At 61.5% G+C, this 16,072-nt stretch carries 15 protein-coding genes; 5 read left to right on the top strand and 10 right to left on the bottom strand.

Annotated features, from left to right (window positions below; translation table 11 throughout):
- The first annotated feature begins 164 nt into the window (after positions 1–164).
- Together ACWHXD_RS00985 and uraH are read left to right on the top strand one after the other, a co-directional pair.
- A complete protein-coding gene (locus ACWHXD_RS00985) occupies positions 165–638 on the top strand; it encodes a GlcG/HbpS family heme-binding protein (protein WP_138761787.1) in 474 nt (157 codons plus the stop codon).
- A 27-nt stretch (positions 639–665) separates the two neighbouring features.
- Entirely contained in the window at positions 666–1,076 is a 411-nt protein-coding gene (uraH, locus tag ACWHXD_RS00980) for a hydroxyisourate hydrolase (protein ID WP_032894191.1), read from the top strand.
- Here uraH and ACWHXD_RS00975 read toward each other — a convergent pair.
- Positions 1,071–1,757 carry a Crp/Fnr family transcriptional regulator gene (locus ACWHXD_RS00975; RefSeq protein WP_138761788.1) on the bottom strand — a complete coding sequence of 229 codons (687 nt, stop codon included), beginning with the start codon at positions 1,755–1,757 and terminating at the stop codon, positions 1,071–1,073. The two genes, uraH and ACWHXD_RS00975, sit on opposite strands and share 6 nt — an antisense overlap.
- Positions 1,758–1,840: 83 nt before the next feature.
- Between ACWHXD_RS00975 and ACWHXD_RS00970 the strand changes: the two genes are divergently transcribed.
- Positions 1,841–2,368: an Mpo1 family 2-hydroxy fatty acid dioxygenase gene (locus ACWHXD_RS00970; protein ID WP_098949870.1), complete on the top strand. Its 528-nt coding sequence runs from the start codon at positions 1,841–1,843 to the stop codon at positions 2,366–2,368.
- A gap of 107 nt (positions 2,369–2,475) precedes the next feature.
- Here the strand turns inward: ACWHXD_RS00970 and ACWHXD_RS00965 are convergent, their stop codons facing one another.
- From ACWHXD_RS00965 to dibA, 6 genes are all read right to left on the bottom strand, one after another.
- On the bottom strand, positions 2,476–3,444 hold the full coding sequence (locus ACWHXD_RS00965) for a sulfate/molybdate ABC transporter ATP-binding protein (RefSeq protein ID WP_032894194.1): 969 nt from the start codon (positions 3,442–3,444) through the stop codon (positions 2,476–2,478).
- 3 nt (positions 3,445–3,447) lie between these two features.
- Entirely contained in the window at positions 3,448–4,320 is an 873-nt protein-coding gene (gene cysW, locus ACWHXD_RS00960; RefSeq protein ID WP_003187565.1) for a sulfate ABC transporter permease subunit CysW, read from the bottom strand.
- Positions 4,321–4,333: 13 nt separating this feature from the next.
- On the bottom strand, positions 4,334–5,152 hold the full coding sequence (gene cysT, locus ACWHXD_RS00955) for a sulfate ABC transporter permease subunit CysT (protein WP_032894195.1): 819 nt from the start codon (positions 5,150–5,152) through the stop codon (positions 4,334–4,336).
- 178 nt (positions 5,153–5,330) lie between these two features.
- A complete protein-coding gene (locus ACWHXD_RS00950; protein WP_003187562.1) occupies positions 5,331–6,341 on the bottom strand; it encodes a sulfate ABC transporter substrate-binding protein in 1,011 nt (336 codons plus the stop codon).
- 148 nt (positions 6,342–6,489) lie between these two features.
- Positions 6,490–6,672 carry a sulfur starvation response protein OscA gene (gene oscA / locus ACWHXD_RS00945; RefSeq protein WP_010565387.1) on the bottom strand — a complete coding sequence of 61 codons (183 nt, stop codon included), beginning with the start codon at positions 6,670–6,672 and terminating at the stop codon, positions 6,490–6,492.
- A gap of 296 nt (positions 6,673–6,968) precedes the next feature.
- Positions 6,969–8,885: a phosphodiesterase DibA gene (gene dibA, locus ACWHXD_RS00940; protein WP_138761789.1), complete on the bottom strand. Its 1,917-nt coding sequence runs from the start codon at positions 8,883–8,885 to the stop codon at positions 6,969–6,971.
- Positions 8,886–9,051: 166 nt separating this feature from the next.
- Here dibA and desA point away from each other — a divergent pair, with 166 nt between their 5' ends.
- Positions 9,052–10,236 carry a delta-9 fatty acid desaturase DesA gene (gene desA, locus ACWHXD_RS00935; protein ID WP_032894197.1) on the top strand — a complete coding sequence of 395 codons (1,185 nt, stop codon included), beginning with the start codon at positions 9,052–9,054 and terminating at the stop codon, positions 10,234–10,236.
- Between the two features lie 188 nt (positions 10,237–10,424).
- Complete coding sequence (locus ACWHXD_RS00930; protein WP_032894198.1) at positions 10,425–11,426, top strand: GGDEF domain-containing protein; 1,002 nt, start codon at positions 10,425–10,427, stop codon at positions 11,424–11,426.
- Positions 11,427–11,553: 127 nt separating this feature from the next.
- Here the strand turns inward: ACWHXD_RS00930 and ACWHXD_RS00925 are convergent, their stop codons facing one another.
- From ACWHXD_RS00925 to gabD, 3 genes are all read right to left on the bottom strand, one after another.
- A complete protein-coding gene (locus ACWHXD_RS00925; RefSeq protein ID WP_138761790.1) occupies positions 11,554–12,756 on the bottom strand; it encodes an HDOD domain-containing protein in 1,203 nt (400 codons plus the stop codon).
- 214 nt (positions 12,757–12,970) lie between these two features.
- Positions 12,971–14,248 (bottom strand): 4-aminobutyrate--2-oxoglutarate transaminase, encoded by a 1,278-nt coding sequence (gene gabT, locus ACWHXD_RS00920; RefSeq protein WP_014716416.1) that lies wholly within the window; start codon positions 14,246–14,248, stop codon positions 12,971–12,973.
- 177 nt (positions 14,249–14,425) lie between these two features.
- Positions 14,426–15,868 (bottom strand): NADP-dependent succinate-semialdehyde dehydrogenase, encoded by a 1,443-nt coding sequence (gabD, locus tag ACWHXD_RS00915; RefSeq protein ID WP_003187552.1) that lies wholly within the window; start codon positions 15,866–15,868, stop codon positions 14,426–14,428.
- Positions 15,869–16,072: the final 204 nt, after the last annotated feature.

Below are 16,072 nucleotides of genomic sequence, written 5' to 3'. Positions count from 1 at the left end.
TCCCACAGGGGAATGCGTTCACATGTGGGAGCTGGCTTGCCTGCGATAAGGCCGGTACAACCACCCCAAATCCCTGAGTTTGATTACAAACCTGTCATCCAATTGTGCGGCTTTTGTCCGCATCCACTGGTTACCGTGACGGCCTGCTTTCTGGAGCCCTCACTATGTACCGCACTGCCTTGTTCCTGAGCCTCGCCGCGGCCACCGCCGCCCAGGCGGCGCCACAATTGCCACGCCACGCCGAGCTGGATCTGCACACCGCTCGCCAACTGGCCGACGCCAGCCTGGCCCATTGCAGCGCGGCGCTGACCGTCCTCGACCGCGGTGGCAACCTGTTGCTGGGCCTGCGCGCTGACGGTGTCGGCCCGCACAACAGCCTCGCCAGCCAACGCAAGGCGTACACGGCGCTGTCGACAAAAACCCCGACCCGGCTGTTTGCCGAACGGGCGCGTAATAACCCCGAGGCCGCCAACCTCAACAGCTTGCCCGAGCTGCTGTTACTCGGCGGCGGCGTGCCGCTGTTTGCCGACGCCGAACTGGTCGGTGCCCTAGGCATCGCCGGTGCCGGTGGCGCAGCGCAGGATGAAGCCTGCGCCGTGCAGGCCGCCGAGCAACTGGGCTTGAAAATCACCCCTTGATTCCCCTTCCCTCAAAAGGACTTCGCCATGAAAACCTTGAGCATGACCCTTGCCGCACTGAGCCTGAGCGGCCTGTGCAACCTGGCCCTGGCCGACGGCAACCCCCTGAGCGTGCACGTACTCAACCTGGAAAATGGCCTGCCAAGCGCCGGTGTCAATGTGACCCTGGAACAGCACGTGGGCGATAAATGGCAGTCGCTGTCTGAAGGTGTGACCAACCAGCAAGGCCGCATCGCCGAGCTGTTCCCGGCCAACCGCAGCCTGCAGCCGGGCGAGTACCGCGTGGTATTCAAGACAGGCGATTACTACAAGAAGGCTAACCGCGAAACGTTTTTCCCCGAGGTGCCGGTGATCTTTCAGGTCAAGCAGGCCGACCAGCACTATCACATCCCGCTGCTGCTCAGCCCTTACGGCTTCTCCACCTATCGCGGTTCATAGGCCCGCGGCCAGCTGCAGCCCATTGAGGTCGCGTATCTCGATGGCGCCGTAACTCAAGCCGATAATGCCCTGTTGCTCCAGCGCCTTGAGCAGACTGTTGATGGTCTGGCGCGACAGGCCCAGCATTGCCGCCAGATCCTCCTGGGGCAGTTGCAGCACGCGGCGCGCCTGCTCCACTTCGCCGTAGCCTTGGGCAATCATCAGCAACCGATGGGCCAGCCGCTCTGAGGCGGGCATCAGGCTTATCTGTTCGATATTGATCAACGACAGTCGCAGTTTATGGCTCATCAATAAAGCCATCTCCCGCCAGAACAGCGGATGCTGTTCGAGGATGCCGAGCATCGCCGCCTGCGGCACCTGCAACAGCCTGCATGCGCCGGTGGCCAGGGCATCGTGGGTGCGCGGCAGGTTGTCGAACAGGCAGATCTCGCCGAACCAGTAGGGCGTTTCCACCAGGCTCAACACCGCTTCCTTGCCTTGGGCACTGACCGCGCTGATGCGCACCGTGCCTTCCAGCACCGCATACACGCCGCACGGCGGGTCACCACGCTTGAACAGGTACTGCCCCGCCGTCAGCACACGCAACCGCGCCGCCGCCAGCAGGCTACGCTGCAAGTCAGGTGGCAAATGGCTGAACCACTGACCGCGAGCCAATTGTGCGTGCCATGTCCCTGTGTCCATGCGAACTCCGAAGATTGTCGCCCAGTTGACAGTTAGGCACCGGCTGACAGGGCATGATCAAACATCCTACAGGAGGAACAACAATGAAAAGCCTCGTCGACCACCTCAGTCAATACGCCGCGTACCACCGCGACCCACGCAACATCGCCAGCCACTTCATCGGTATCCCGTTGATTGTGGTGGCGGTGGCCGTGCTGCTGTCGCGCCCCGAATGGTCGGTGGGCGGGCTGTGGCTATCACCTGCGGTGCTGTTGGCGCTGTTTTCGGCGTGGTTTTACCTGCGCCTGGAACTGGCCTTGGGCGTGTTGATGACGGTGCTGATGGGCTTGTCGGTGTGGGCCGGGCATGGGCTGGCGGCGCAAAGCACGGCGGTGTGGCTGAGCAGCGGCGTGGGCATGTTTGTGGTGGGCTGGGTGATTCAGTTCGTCGGGCACTACTACGAAGGCAGGAAGCCTGCGTTTGTGGACGATGTGTCGGGGCTGATCGTGGGGCCGTTGTTTGTGGTGGCGGAGTTGGCGTTTTTGCTGGGGTTGCGGCAGGACCTCAAGCGGCAGATTGAACAGCGTTCGGGGCCGGTGGCTCGCCGCGATCTTAAGCCAAGCGAGGTCTAAATGTGGGAGCGGGCTTGCTCGCGAATGCGGTGGGTCAGTGATGAATGTATCAACTGACACTCCGCATTCGCGAGCAAGCCCGCTCCCACAGGGGTTTTGCGCTGGGTTCAGGTTTTGGGTTTGAAGAACAGGGTCTCGCCCCGCGCCAGGCCGGTGAGGCTGTCATGGTCTTTCACCACTTCGGCCTCGATCAGTTCGCTTTGGCCCTCAACCTTGAGCGTAACCCGTGTGGTCGCACCCAACGGCCGAATATCCCGCACCTGCGCCGCATGGTGATCCTCCAGCTCATGGCGCGACAGCGACACTTCGTGAGGGCGGAACAGCAGGTGCTTGTCTTCGCCCAAATGCAGGCGGTTGGAGTCACCCAGGAAGTGATAAACAAAGTCGCTGGCCGGGTTTTCGTAGACGTCGCCCGGTGAACCGATCTGCTCGATCACGCCCTTGTTCATCACCACAATACGGTCGGCGACTTCCATGGCCTCTTCCTGGTCGTGGGTCACGAAGACTGAGGTCAGGTTGATGTCTTCGTGCAGGCGCGCCAGCCAGCGGCGCAGTTCTTTACGCACCTTGGCATCAAGGGCGCCGAAGGGTTCGTCGAGCAGCAACACCTTGGGCTCCACCGCCAGGGCGCGGGCCAGGGCGATACGCTGGCGCTGGCCGCCGGAGAGTTGTTCCGGGTAACGGTCAGACAACCAATCCAGCTGCACCATGTTCAGCAGCTCATGAACCTTGCTCGCGATCTGGCTTTCGCTGGGGCGTTGGTTTTTCGGCTTCATCCGCAGGCCGAACGCGACGTTGTCGAACACGGTCATGTGGCGAAACAACGCGTAGTGCTGGAACACAAAGCCCACGTTGCGATCACGCACATCGTGGCCGGAGACGTCTTCGCCATGGAACACGATACTGCCGGCATCCGGAGTTTCCAGGCCGGCGATGATGCGCAGCAACGTAGTCTTGCCGCAGCCGGACGGGCCCAGCAACGCCACCAGCTCGCCACTCTGGATATCCAGGTTGATGCTGTCCAGGGCCTTGAAGGCGTTGAAGTTCTTGCTGACATTACGGACTTCGATCGACATGACTTATTCCTCACCCGCGCTGTTGCGCAGGCGGTTGATTCGGTTCTCGCTCCACTGCTTGAGCAGCAGGATGAAGAGCGCCAGGATCAGCAACAGGCTGGCCACCGCAAACGCGGCAACGTGGTTGTATTCGTTGTAGAGAATCTCGACATGCAGCGGCAGCGTGTTGGTGACGCCGCGAATGTGGCCGGACACCACCGACACCGCGCCGAACTCACCCATGGCCCGCGCGGTACACAGCACCACGCCGTAGATCAGGCCCCACTTGATGTTCGGCACGGTGACATGCCAGAACATCTGCCAGCCATTGGCGCCCAGCAGGCGCGCGGCCTCTTCTTCCTGGGTGCCCTGCTCCTGCATCAGCGGGATCAGTTCACGGGCCACGAACGGCACGGTGACGAAGATGGTCGCCAGCACGATGCCCGGCAGGGCGAACACGATCTGGATGTCATGGTCTTGCAACCACGGCCCGAAGAAGCCTTGGGCGCCGAACATCAACACGTACACCAGGCCTGCGATCACCGGCGAGACCGAGAACGGCAGGTCGATCAGCGTGACCAAAATGCTCTTGCCACGGAACGAGTACTTGCTCACGCACCAGGCGGCGCTGACACCGAACACCAGGTTGAGCGGCACCGAAATCAGCACGGCGATCACCGTGAGTTTCAGCGCCGACAGCGCGTCCGGTTCAAGGATTGCGGTGAAGAACGTGCCGAGGCCGTTCTTCAAACCCTGGGACACCACCACCAGCAACGGCAGCAGCAGGAACAGCACGAACACCAGCCAGCCAAGGCCGATCAGGATGCGTCGCGAGGTCGCGCTGCCACGGCGGGCGGCGTTGGCCGAGGACGCGGCGGAAATAGACGATTGGGACATGTTCCGCGCCTCCTTATGGACGTTCGATGCGCCGCTGCAACAAGTTGATCAGCAGCAGCAAGACAAAGGACACCACCAGCATCAGCACACCAATGGAGGTGGCGCCGCGGTAGTCGTATTGGTCGAGCTTGACCATGATCAGCAAGGGCAGGATCTCGGTTTTCATCGGCATGTTGCCGGCGATGAAGATCACCGAACCGTACTCACCCACGCCTCGGGCAAACGCCAAGGCGAAGCCGGTCAGCCAGGCGGGCAACAATGCCGGCACGAGGATGTAGCGGAACACCTGCAACGGCTTGGCGCCGAGGCAGGCCGCGGCCTCTTCGATTTCCCGGGGGATATCGGCCAGTACCGGCTGCACGGTGCGCACCACAAAGGGCAACGTGACGAAGGTCAGCGCCAGGGTGATACCCAGGGGGGTGTAGGCGATTTTGAAACCCAGGTCGGTGGCAAACTGGCCGACCAGGCCGTTGGGTGCGTACAACGCCGTCAGCGCAATACCGGCGACGGCAGTGGGCAGAGCGAACGGCAGGTCGATCATCGCATCAATGACCTTGCGCCCGGGGAAGGTGTAGCGCACCAGCACCCAGGCGAGCAGCGTGCCGATCACACCGTTGATCAGCGCGGCGTACAGCGCGGTGCTGAAGCTCAGTTTCAAGGCCGCCAATACGCGAGGCGCGGAAATGATGTTCCAGAACTGATCCCAGGTGAGTTGAGCGGCGTGTACAAACATCGCCGCCAGGGGGATGAGTACGATCAGGCTGAGGTACACCACGGTGTAGCCCAGCGTCAGCCCGAAGCCGGGTATGACGGGGGAGATACGACGCGACATAAGAGTCCTTGGTTAGCGGAACGGATATGCAAAACCCGCAAATGAATGCGGGCTCTCCTGACCCCTGTAGGAGCGAGCTTGCTCGCGAAGATCGTCAACGATAACGCGGGCAGTCTGTTTGCACGCGGTGCCTTGAAGTTTTTCGCGAGCAAGCTCGCTCCTACAGTGATCCGTGTAGTTATTGCGCCGTGTAGATCTGGTCGAACACACCACCATCATTGAAGAATTTCGGTTGGGCAGTTTTCCAGCCGCCGAAGTCTTTGTCGATAGTTACCAAGTCCAGTTTCGGGAACTGCTGGGCGTATTTGGCGGCGACTTTTTCATCCCGTGGGCGGTAGAAGTTCTTCGCCGCAATCTCCTGGCCCGCCGGGCTGTACAGGTGGTTGAGGTACGCGGTGGCGATCTCGGTGTTGCCCTTTTTCTCGGCGTTCTTGTCCACCACCGCCACAGGCGGCTCCGCCAGGATCGACAGGGACGGCACGACGATGTCGAATTTGTCGGCGCCGCCGTCTTCCTTCAAGGCCAGGAACGCCTCGTTTTCCCATGCCAGCAGCACGTCACCCTGGCCGTTGTTGACGAAGGTAATGGTAGAACCGCGCGCGCCGGTGTCCAGTATCGGCACGTGCTTGAACAGCTCTTTGACGTATTCCTGGGCCTTGGCTTCACTGCCGCCGGCCTTGAGGCCGTAGGCCCAGGCGGCGAGGAAGTTCCAGCGCGCACCGCCGGAGGTTTTCGGGTTGGGCGTGATCACCGACACGTCTTTCTTGATCAGGTCGCCCCAGTCCTTGATGCCCTTGGGGTTGCCCTTGCGCACCAGGAACACAATGGTGGAGGTGTACGGCGTGCTGGCGTCCGGCAGGCGGGTCTGCCAGTTCTCCGGCAGGGTCTTGCCCAGCTTGGCGATTTCGTCGATGTCGCCGGCCAGGGCCAGGGTGACAACGTCGGCGCGCAGGCCATCGATCACCGCCCGGCCTTGCTTGCCCGAGCCACCGTGGGACTGCTGGATCTTGACGTTGTCGCCGGGGTGGGACTGTTTCCAGAAGCTGGTGAACTCAGCGTTGTAGTCCTGGTAGAGCTCACGAGTGGGGTCGTACGAAACGTTGAGCAACTCGTAGTCCTTGGCAACGGCGGAACCGGCAAACACGGCACTGGCCAATGCGGCCAAGGCATAACGGCGAATCGACGACATAGAAGCTCCTGAAATTCTTGTATGTTGGCGCAACCCTGTAGGAGCGAGCTTGCTCGCGAAAAACCCAGGAGCACCGCGTTAAACCTGATGCGCTGCGTTATCGTTGGCGTTTTTCGCGAGCAAGCTCGCTCCTACTGGTGACGTGTTCTTAGGCGGGTTTGTTGCCCGGGTTCTGCAGACGGAATTTTTCCTTGCGTTCGATCTGTACCACTTGGGCGTTGTGCACGGTGATTTCCACCGCGCCAAACCGCAGGTCGCGCAGGGCGCTCTGGATTTCACGCAAAATGGCTGCTTCGTCCTGGCCGTCAACGCTACGTAGAGATGCGCTCATGGTCTCGCTCCTGAAATGAGTAGTGCCTGGCAGTGGCGGCACTGCTTGCGGCGTGAGGGCGATAGTAGATAAGCGCGGATATTCTTAAAAATACTATTTAAGAATGTTTATATAACCAGAAAGAATTTTCTGATAGGGCATGGGGTTGCAAGGGTTTCGGCAGAAAAAACGCACACACACCGGCGCCGCAGAACCTCTGTGGGAGCTGGCTTGCCTGCGAAAGCGGTGGTGCAGTAACACCTGCAGTGACTGACACACCGCCTTCGCGGGCAAGCCCGGCTCCCACATTGACCGAGTCAGTCCTGGCGGATCAGAGGTGCTCGGGCCCAGTCGATTTCATCAGCCGGCATGGGCCGCCCAAACCAATACCCCTGGCCCATGTCGCATTCCTGATCCAGCAGGAACCGCGCCTGTTCCACCTGCTCGATCCCTTCGGCGTGCACCTGCATGCCCATGCTTTTGGCCAGGGCGATCACCACGCGTACGATCGCCGCGTCGTCTTCGTCCCATGGCAAGCCCGCCACAAAGCCCTGGTCGATCTTGAGCTTCTGCACCGGCAGGCGTTTGAGGCGCAGCAACGAGGAATAACCGGTGCCAAAGTCGTCGATCGCCAGGCGCAGGCCCAGTTCGCGCAGGCGGTGCAGTTGCTCCAGGGCGACTTCCGGGTCGTCCATCACGGCGCTCTCGGTGACTTCCAGCTCCAGGAAGGCCGGATCCAGCCCCGTGGCGTGCAGCACTTGGGCCACTTGCTCATACAGCTCGCGCCGGGCAAACAAGCGGCTGGAGACATTAATCGCGATAAAGCTCAGCGGCGCACCGTCGGCCAGCCATTGGCACATCTGGCGGCAGGCCTGGTCCATCACCCATGCATCGATGTCGGCAATCAGCCCGGTGCGCTCGGCGATAGGGATGAACTCGCCAGGCGGGACCAGGCCGCGTTCCGGGTGCTGCCAGCGCACCAGTGCTTCAACGCCGACCAAACGGCTGTCGTGCAGGTCGTGCACCGGCTGGTAATAAACGCGCAGCTCATGTTGATCGAGGGCGCGGCGCAGCTCACCGGCGATTTCCACTCGGTGTTGGGCATGGGCGGTCAGCTCTTCGGTATACAACGCGTAACCTTCGCGCCCGGCGCTCTTGGCTTTGAACAAGGCGGAATCGGCGTTGCGCAGCAGTTGCTCGGCGCTCAAGGCGTCACTGGGGAACAGGCTGATACCGATACTGGCGCTGATAAACAGCTGGTTGCCGTCAAAAATGAACGGATCCTTCATGGCGTTGAGCATGCGCTGCGCCAAGGCCGCCGCTTGCACCACCTGTGGGCAACTTTCGGCCAGCACGGCAAATTCGTCGCCCCCCAGGCGCGCCAGGGTCACCCCCGGCCCAAACAGGCCGCTGAGGCGTTCGGCCACCAGCTTGAGCAATTGATCGCCGACGTTATGGCCCAGGCTGTCGTTGATGATCTTGAAGTGGTCCAGGTCCATCAACAGCAGGGCGCAGCCACGCTTATGCACCTGCGCAGAGGCCAGGGCCTGCTCGGCGCGATCGGTGAACAGCAGGCGGTTGGGCAGGTCGGTGAGCGGGTCGTGATGGGCCAGGTGCGCCAATTCGTGCTCGGAGTTCTTCATGGCGCTGATGTCCGAGAACACCGCAACGTAGTGGCTGACCTTGCCCTGGTCATCGTGAATCACGCGGATGGTTTGCCACTGGGGGTACACCTCGCCGCTTTTCCGTCGGTTCCAGATTTCGCCGCTCCATTCGCCGGTGCTTTCCAGGGCCTGGAACATTTGCTGGTAGAAATGCGCCGAGTGGCGCCCGGACTTGAACAGGCTTGGGCGTTGGCCCATCACGTCTTCGCATTGGTAGCCGGTGATCTCCATGAACGCGCGGTTGACGTGCACGATCAGCCCCTGGGTATCGGTGACCAGCACCCCTTCGCGGGTGCAATCGAACACCGCAGCGGCCTGGCGCAGGCGCTCGCGGTTCTCTTTCAGGGGTTGTTGCAACGCGTGGGCACGGGCAAAACGCCGGCCTATCCAGTAAATGAGCAACGCGCTGAGGCTGACCCACACATAACCGCGCGCCTGCAGCCAGCGCCCCAGCTCCAAGGGTTCATCGATAAAGTTGATTAATAGGTAATTGCTGAGCTGGAGCCAAAGGATGGAAACCAGCAGGTACACCAACCCCGCACGTAGGGCACCTCGGTATGAAAACAGCATATGCTTAGTAATCCTTACTAAATAACCAGAATCGCCCTACAAAGACTCCGGATTATAGAGTAGGAAACACTTTGTAAGTCTTATATGAAACGGTGACTGGTTTTATCTGCAAAGGAAGTGATAATGCGGGTGCTGTTTTTTACTTTATCTGAGGGCCATACAGCCTATGTGGTACAACGGTTTTCTTGATCTGTCCGCCTGGCAACTGGTGGCAGTCACGCTGTTGATGACCCACGTGACCATCATTGGGGTCACTGTCTATCTGCACCGTTATTCGGCCCATCGCTCGCTTGAGCTCAATGCCGGCCTTAAACACTTCTTCCGCTTCTGGCTGTGGCTGACCACGGCGCAGAACACCCGCGAGTGGACCGCCATCCACCGCAAGCACCACGCCAAGTGCGAAACCGTCGATGACCCGCACAGCCCGGTAATCAAGGGCTTGTCCACCGTGCTGCGCAAAGGTGCCGAGTTGTACCGCGCCGAGGCGGAAAACCCCGAGACCCTGCGCATCTACGGCAAGAACTGCCCGGACGACTGGATCGAACGCAAGCTTTACACGCGCTACCCGCTGCTGGGCGTGGCGCTGATGGGCGTGATCGACCTGCTGCTGTTCGGCACCATCGGTATCACCATCTGGGCGATCCAGATGATGTGGATCCCGTTCTGGGCCGCCGGCGTGATCAATGGCCTGGGGCATGCCGTGGGCTATCGCAACTTCGAATGCCGTGACGCCGCCACCAACCTGGTGCCGTGGGGCATCATCGTCGGCGGCGAAGAGCTGCACAACAACCACCACACCTACCCTAACTCAGCGAAGCTGTCGGTGAAGAAGTGGGAGTTCGACCTGGGTTGGGCCTGGATCAAAGTGTTCAGCTTCCTGCGCCTGGCCAAGGTGCAGCGTGTAGCGCCCATCGCCCACCGCGTGGAAGGCAAGGGCAGCCTGGACATGGACACCGCCATGGCGATCCTCAACAACCGCTTCCAGATCATGGCCCAATACCGCAAGTTGGTGATTGGCCCGCTGGTCAAACAGGAGCTGGAGAAGGTCGATCATTCGGTACGCCACCAGTTCCACCGCGCCAAGCGCCTGTTGTCGCGGGAAACCAGCTTGCTGGAAGACCGCCACCACCTGCGCATCCAGAGCATGCTGGAACATAGCCATGCCCTGACCGTGATCTACGAAAAGCGCCTGGCGCTGCAGCAGATCTGGCTCAAGACCAGTTCCAACGGCCACGATATGCTGGCCGCGATCAAGGAATGGGTGCATGAAGCCGAGGCCAGCGGCATCCAATCCCTGCGCGATTTTGCCCACCAGTTGAAGACTTACTCGTTGCGTCCTACAGCGGCGTAAGGGCGCCGTGGGAGGGCTCGCCCTCCCACGCACTGGCTTTTTGGCGTCATTTTCCGGGCACCGTCAATCCACGCCGTTCACGGAACTTCACCGCAATTCCCCTCTCTCAAAGAACACTTCGCCATCATGGTGACCCCTTGTAGTGACCGCTTTTGCACCCTGCGGCGCGCCCAGAGAGAGTTGTACCGATGGTTCACGAAAAGCCCAGCCTGCCCGATGTGCCCACCGCAGAGCCGCCGCGCCCGGCCGCGGCGGCGACCCTGTTGGCGCTTATGCATGCTCAAGGTGAAGTCGAGCGGCTGAGTGAGCGCGAGCAACTGCTCAGCTCCCTGCTGGTCAGCGTGAACGCCGTGCTCTGGGCCATCGATTGGGAAACACGCCGCGTGTTGTATGTGAGCCCGGCCTACGAGCGCCTGTTTGGCCGCTCCGCCGGCCTGCTGCTGGCGGACCACCGTGAATGGCGCAACAGCGTCCACCCCGAAGACCTCGACTACGCCGAACACAGCCTGGCCCGGGTGCTGGAACAAGGTGCCGTGGAGGACCGCGAGTACCGCATCATCACCGCTGACGGGCAGATCCGCTGGTTGAGCGACAAGTGCTACATCAACCAGCAGGTGGTGCCCGGTGAAGCGCTTATCGTGGTGGGCATCGCCGAAGACATCACCGAAAAGAAGCAACTTGAGCTGGAACTGCATCGCCTCGCCACCACCGACGTACTGACCCAAAGCAGCAACCGCCGACACTTCTTCGAACTCGCCAACCAGGCGTTCGACAACGCCTGCGCGCAAGGCACGCCGCTGGCGTTCCTGTTGCTGGACATCGATGATTTCAAAGACATCAACGACACCTACGGCCACCTGGAAGGCGACCAGGTGCTGCGGCGCATCGCCGAGAGCGGTCGCGGGGTATTGCGCCGTGGCGACCTGTTCGGGCGCGTTGGCGGCGAAGAATTTGCTGCTGTGCTGCCGGGTTGCCCACCGGAGATGGCCCTGCAGGTGGCCGAACGGTTGGGCAAGGAGATTCAGGCGTTGGTGTTCAGCTATGAGGGGCATGAATTCAATGTGACCGTCAGCCAGGGCCTGGCCGGCCTGCGCGAAGATGACTCCACCCTCGACAGCCTGTTTGCCCGGGCGGATGCGGCGATGTACGAGGCCAAGCGCCAGGGCAAGAACCGCGTTATCGCCGGTTAACACATCCTTTTGTAGGAGCGAGCTTGCTCGCGAAAAACTCACAGGCGCCGCGTTTATTCAGGAAGCCTGCGTTATCGTTTACGTTTTTCGCGAGCAAGCTCGCTCCTACAGGTGCTCGGTGTGTGTTTCAGGTTTTGCGTACTCGGGTGAGTTCCGGCAAGCCTACCTTGAGCAGCCGCGCGGTCTTGCTGCCGGCCAGTTCTTCGAGCCCTTCGTGCTCGGTCAGCCGCGCCATTTGCACCGCCAGGTTCACCACCAGGGCTTCGCGCGAATACACCCCGCCTTCAAGTGAATAGATCCCCGCGATCAACTGCCGCAACTCCAGCGGCAAGCGCCAACGCGTGCGCAATGCCGAACCGTAGGCGGCGCCAAAGGCGTCGAGGGATTCGCCGATGGTTTGGTCATCCAGGGCGCCGCCGCCCTGGCGCCAGTCTTCCAGGCAGCGCAACAAGGCCAGGTCGCCCAAGCGGTGCAGGATGCAGGCGCTGTAGCAGCGCTGGTGATCGAGCTCCAGCATGCGCGCCAGGCGCCGGGCGTAGTCGGCGCTGTCTTGGGACAATTGCCAGTGACGCTCGGCGTAGGCCACCAGCCCAGGGTCACCCAACACCACGTTGTGCTTGAGCGCCAGGCCCAGGATGAGGTTCATGCTTTGGCCGGGCACCAACTTATGCAGGGCCTCTGGCAGGGTCTGCACCGGCGTGCCGTGGTAGCCGGCGCTGTTGGCGGCGGCGATCAGTACGGCGGTGATTTGCGGGTCGCTGTGTACCTGGTCTTCCAACTGCTTGAGGTCCAGGCCTTCGGGGCCGAGGCTGTGTTGCACGGCAGCTTTCACATCCACGCGCAACGGCGCCCCATCGCAAACCTCGCGGCGCCGCTCCAGGAAGGCGGGCAGGGTCATGCCCGGCGCCAGCGGTGGGATCTCGCAGTACACGCTTTCGCCTTCGTTGAGCAGCAGGTCTTGCAGGCGCTGGGTCAGGCTTTCCATGTTCAGCGGGCGGGTGAGGTAGGCGGTGGGTGCCAGGGGCAAGGCTTCGCGCACGCTGGCGCTGTCATTGCGACTGCTCAGCAAGATAAACGGCAGCGAACGGCGCTTCTGGCGCACGCTGCGCAGCAGGCTCAGGCCATCCACGCCAGGCAGCTCCCAATCCGCCAGGATCAGGTCATAGGTTTTTTCGCCCAACAGCGTGGCGGCGTGTTGCCCATCGGCGCACACATCCAGCCGTGCGTCACAGCGCACATTCAACAACACTTGCTTGAGCAGGTCCCGCGACCAAGGGTCTGCTTCGGCGATTAACACTCGGGGTACAGCGGGTAAATCAACAGCAGTCATCCAGCACGCTCCATCGGCAATGCTTGCACCTTAGACAATGCAGGCGCGTGCGTACAATGAAGCAGGCACAAAAAAACCGCCGAAGCGGTTTTTTTGTTTTTTCTTTTTGTAGGAGCGAGCTTGCTCGCGAAGGTCGTCAACGAAAACGTGGGCACTCATTGAAACACGGTGCCTGAGGTTTTTTCGCGAGCAAGCTCGCTCCTACAGGGGCGTGTCAGAGTTCGGAGAAGCACTCTTCGATAATCGCCAGGCCTTTATCCAACTGCTCGTCCGGCGAGGTCAGCGGCACCAGTACGCGCAATACGTTGCCGTAGGTACCGCAGGACAGCAGGATCAAGCCCTTGTCACGCGCCTTGGCCACCACGGAGGCAACGGCGGCAGCGTTTGGCTTGTGGGTGTCGCCGTCTTCGAACAGCTCGACCGCGATCATCGCGCCCAGGGCACGCACTTCGCCGATTACCGGGTACTTGGCCTGGATGGCCTTGAGGCCGGTCACCAGGCGCTCGCCCACGGCCTTGCAGCGGTCCAGCAGGTGCTCTTCTTCGAACACTTCCATCACCGCCAGGGCCGCGGCGCAGGCGATCGGGCTACCGGCATAGGTGCCGCCCAGGCCGCCTGGGGCGATGGCGTCCATGTATTCGGCCTTGCCGCATACACCGGCCAGCGGGAAGCCGCCCGCGATGGATTTGGCGAAGGTGGTCAGGTCGGCGGCAACGCCCATCTGTTCCATGGCGAAGAAGGTACCGGTACGGCCGGCACCGGTTTGCACTTCGTCGGCGATCAGCAGGATGCCGTGCTTGTCGCACAGTTCGCGCAGGCGCTTCATGAAGGCTTTCGGCGCGACGTAGAAACCGCCCTCGCCCTGCACCGGCTCGATGATGATGGCGGCGATATCACGCGGCTCGGCATCGTTTTTGAAGATGCGCTCGATGCTGGCGATGGAGTCGTCGACGCTCACACCGTGCAGTTCGTTGGGGTACAGCGCACGGAACACGCCGCCTGGCATCAGGCCCATGCCGGCCGAGTAAGGCACCACCTTACCGGTGAGGCCCAGGGTCATCATGGTACGGCCGTGGTAAGCACCGGTGAAGGCGATTACACCGGCACGGCCCGTGGCGGCGCGGGCGATCTTCACGGCGTTTTCTACCGCTTCAGAACCGGTGGTGACCAGCAGGGTTTTCTTGGCGAAATCACCCGGCACCTTGGCGGCGACTTTTTCGCACACTTCTACGTAGGGCTCGTAGGCCAATACCTGGAAGCAGGTGTGGGTCAGCTTGTTGAGTTGCTCGGTCACGGCCGCGATGATTTTGGGGTGCACGTGGCCGGTGTTCAGCACAGCGATACCGCCGGCGAAGTCGATGAACTCGCGACCTTCAACGTCGGTCACGGTGGCGTTCTTCGCGGAGTCGGCGAAGATCGGGTGAATCTGGCCGACACCGCGCGGTACAGCGGCTTCGCGGCGTTTCATCAGGGATGCGTTGGTCTTGCTCATAAAGTCCTCATTCGCCGCTCATCGGGCGGCGTGGCTCAAGGATAGGTGGCGGGGAGGCAACTACGGCAGCATGCGATGATCGACTGCCACAGCTTTCCCGGCCACTGCGAATAACCATGTGAAACACGCAAAGGGGCAGCGCTCTCGTGCCCTCTGCGTTTACTGCAATCCCGTGCCTTAGATACCCAGGCAGAGGTATTTGATTTCCAGGTAGTCCTCGATCCCGTACTTGGAGCCTTCACGGCCCAGGCCCGAGGCCTTGATGCCGCCGAACGGCGCCACTTCGTTGGAGATCAACCCGGTGTTGACGCCGACCATACCGTATTCCAGGGCCTCGGCCACGCGGAACACACGGCCCAGGTCGCGGGCGTAGAAGTAGGAGGCCAGGCCGAACTCGGTGTCGTTGGACATGGCGATCACTTCGGCTTCGTCTTTGAAGCGGAACAGTGGCGCCAGCGGGCCGAAGGTTTCTTCCTTGGCGACGGCGGCGTTTTTCGGCACGTCGACCAGGATGGTCGGTTCGAAGAAGTTGCCTTCCATCACCTTGCCACCGGCCAACAGCTTGGCGCCTTTGCTCAGGGCATCAGCGATATGTTCCTGCACCTTGGCCACGGCTTTTTCGTCGATCAGCGGGCCGGTGGTGGTGCCGTCTTCCAGACCGTTACCGATCTTCAGTTTGGTCACCGCCACCTTGAGCTTTTCAGCGAAGGCGTCGTACACCGAATCCTGAATGTACAGGCGGTTGGCGCAGACGCAGGTCTGGCCGTTGTTGCGGTACTTGGAGATGATCGCGCCTTCGACGGCCTTATCCAGGTCGGCGTCGTCGAACACGATGAACGGCGCATTACCGCCCAGCTCCAGGGAGACTTTCTTGATGTCCTTGGCGCATTCGGCCATCAGCTGGCGACCAATTTCGGTCGAGCCGGTGAAGGACAATTTACGCACGATCGGGTTGCTGGTCAGCTCGCCGCCGATGTCGCCAGCGCTGCCGGTGACTACGCTGAGCACGCCTTTGGGGATACCGGCGCGGTGCGCCAGCTCAACCAGGGCCAGGGCCGAGAACGGGGTTTGCGAGGCGGGCTTGATCACCATGGTGCAACCAGCGGCCAAGGCCGGGCCGGCTTTGCGGGTGATCATCGCGGCGGGGAAGTTCCACGGGGTGATGGCTGCGGTCACGCCGATAGGCTGCTTGATCACGATCAGGCGCTTGTCGGGCTGGTGGCCGGGGATCACGTCACCGTAGATGCGCTTGGCTTCTTCGGCAAACCACTCGATGAAGGACGCGGCGTAGACGATTTCGCCCTTGGCTTCGGCCAGCGGCTTGCCTTGTTCGAGGGTCATCAGGCGGCCGAGGTCGTCCTGGTTTTCGATCAGCAGCTCAAACCAACGGCGCAGCTTGTTGGCGCGCTCCTTGGCGGTGAGTGCACGCCAGGCTGGCAGGGCCTTGTCGGCGGCTTCGATGGCGCGGCGGGTTTCCGCGGCGCCCATCTTCGGCACGGTGCCGAGAATCTCGCCCGTGGCCGGGTTGTTGACCTTGATGGTTTGACCATTGTCCGCATCGACCCAAGCGCCATCAATGAAGGCTTGCTGGCGGAACAATTGGGTGTCTTTAAGCTGCATGTCGGCTTTCCTTAACAGCACCGCGCGCACGCGGAGCGAATTAGAGTTGTTGAAAGGCGCCTTGTGGGCGATGTCTTTGTAGGAGCGAGCTTGCTGGCGAAAAATTCAAAGGCGTCGCGTAAAACCAGAAGCGCGACGTCATCGTTAACGATTTTCGCGAGCAAGCTCGCTCCTACATGGCATCAGCCTGGGGCTGCCGTCAGG

The organism is Pseudomonas fjordensis (genome assembly GCF_976987115.1).
Note: the sequence above shows the minus strand (reverse complement) of the source record. Positions and strands in the feature narration are given on the sequence as shown.

Coding starts and splice junctions, on each gene's coding strand:
- ACWHXD_RS00930 (WP_032894198.1), top strand. CDS start 10,425: ATGGTTCACGAAAAGCCCAGCCTGCCCGATGTGCCCACCGCAGAGCCG.
- desA (WP_032894197.1), top strand. CDS start 9,052: ATGTGGTACAACGGTTTTCTTGATCTGTCCGCCTGGCAACTGGTGGCA.
- ACWHXD_RS00925 (WP_138761790.1), bottom strand. CDS start 12,756: ATGACTGCTGTTGATTTACCCGCTGTACCCCGAGTGTTAATCGCCGAA.
- dibA (WP_138761789.1), bottom strand. CDS start 8,885: ATGCTGTTTTCATACCGAGGTGCCCTACGTGCGGGGTTGGTGTACCTG.
- ACWHXD_RS00965 (WP_032894194.1), bottom strand. CDS start 3,444: ATGTCGATCGAAGTCCGTAATGTCAGCAAGAACTTCAACGCCTTCAAG.
- ACWHXD_RS00970 (WP_098949870.1), top strand. CDS start 1,841: ATGAAAAGCCTCGTCGACCACCTCAGTCAATACGCCGCGTACCACCGC.
- oscA (WP_010565387.1), bottom strand. CDS start 6,672: ATGAGCGCATCTCTACGTAGCGTTGACGGCCAGGACGAAGCAGCCATT.
- gabT (WP_014716416.1), bottom strand. CDS start 14,248: ATGAGCAAGACCAACGCATCCCTGATGAAACGCCGCGAAGCCGCTGTA.
- cysW (WP_003187565.1), bottom strand. CDS start 4,320: ATGTCCCAATCGTCTATTTCCGCCGCGTCCTCGGCCAACGCCGCCCGC.
- uraH (WP_032894191.1), top strand. CDS start 666: ATGAAAACCTTGAGCATGACCCTTGCCGCACTGAGCCTGAGCGGCCTG.
- gabD (WP_003187552.1), bottom strand. CDS start 15,868: ATGCAGCTTAAAGACACCCAATTGTTCCGCCAGCAAGCCTTCATTGAT.
- ACWHXD_RS00950 (WP_003187562.1), bottom strand. CDS start 6,341: ATGTCGTCGATTCGCCGTTATGCCTTGGCCGCATTGGCCAGTGCCGTG.
- ACWHXD_RS00975 (WP_138761788.1), bottom strand. CDS start 1,757: ATGGACACAGGGACATGGCACGCACAATTGGCTCGCGGTCAGTGGTTC.
- ACWHXD_RS00985 (WP_138761787.1), top strand. CDS start 165: ATGTACCGCACTGCCTTGTTCCTGAGCCTCGCCGCGGCCACCGCCGCC.
- cysT (WP_032894195.1), bottom strand. CDS start 5,152: ATGTCGCGTCGTATCTCCCCCGTCATACCCGGCTTCGGGCTGACGCTG.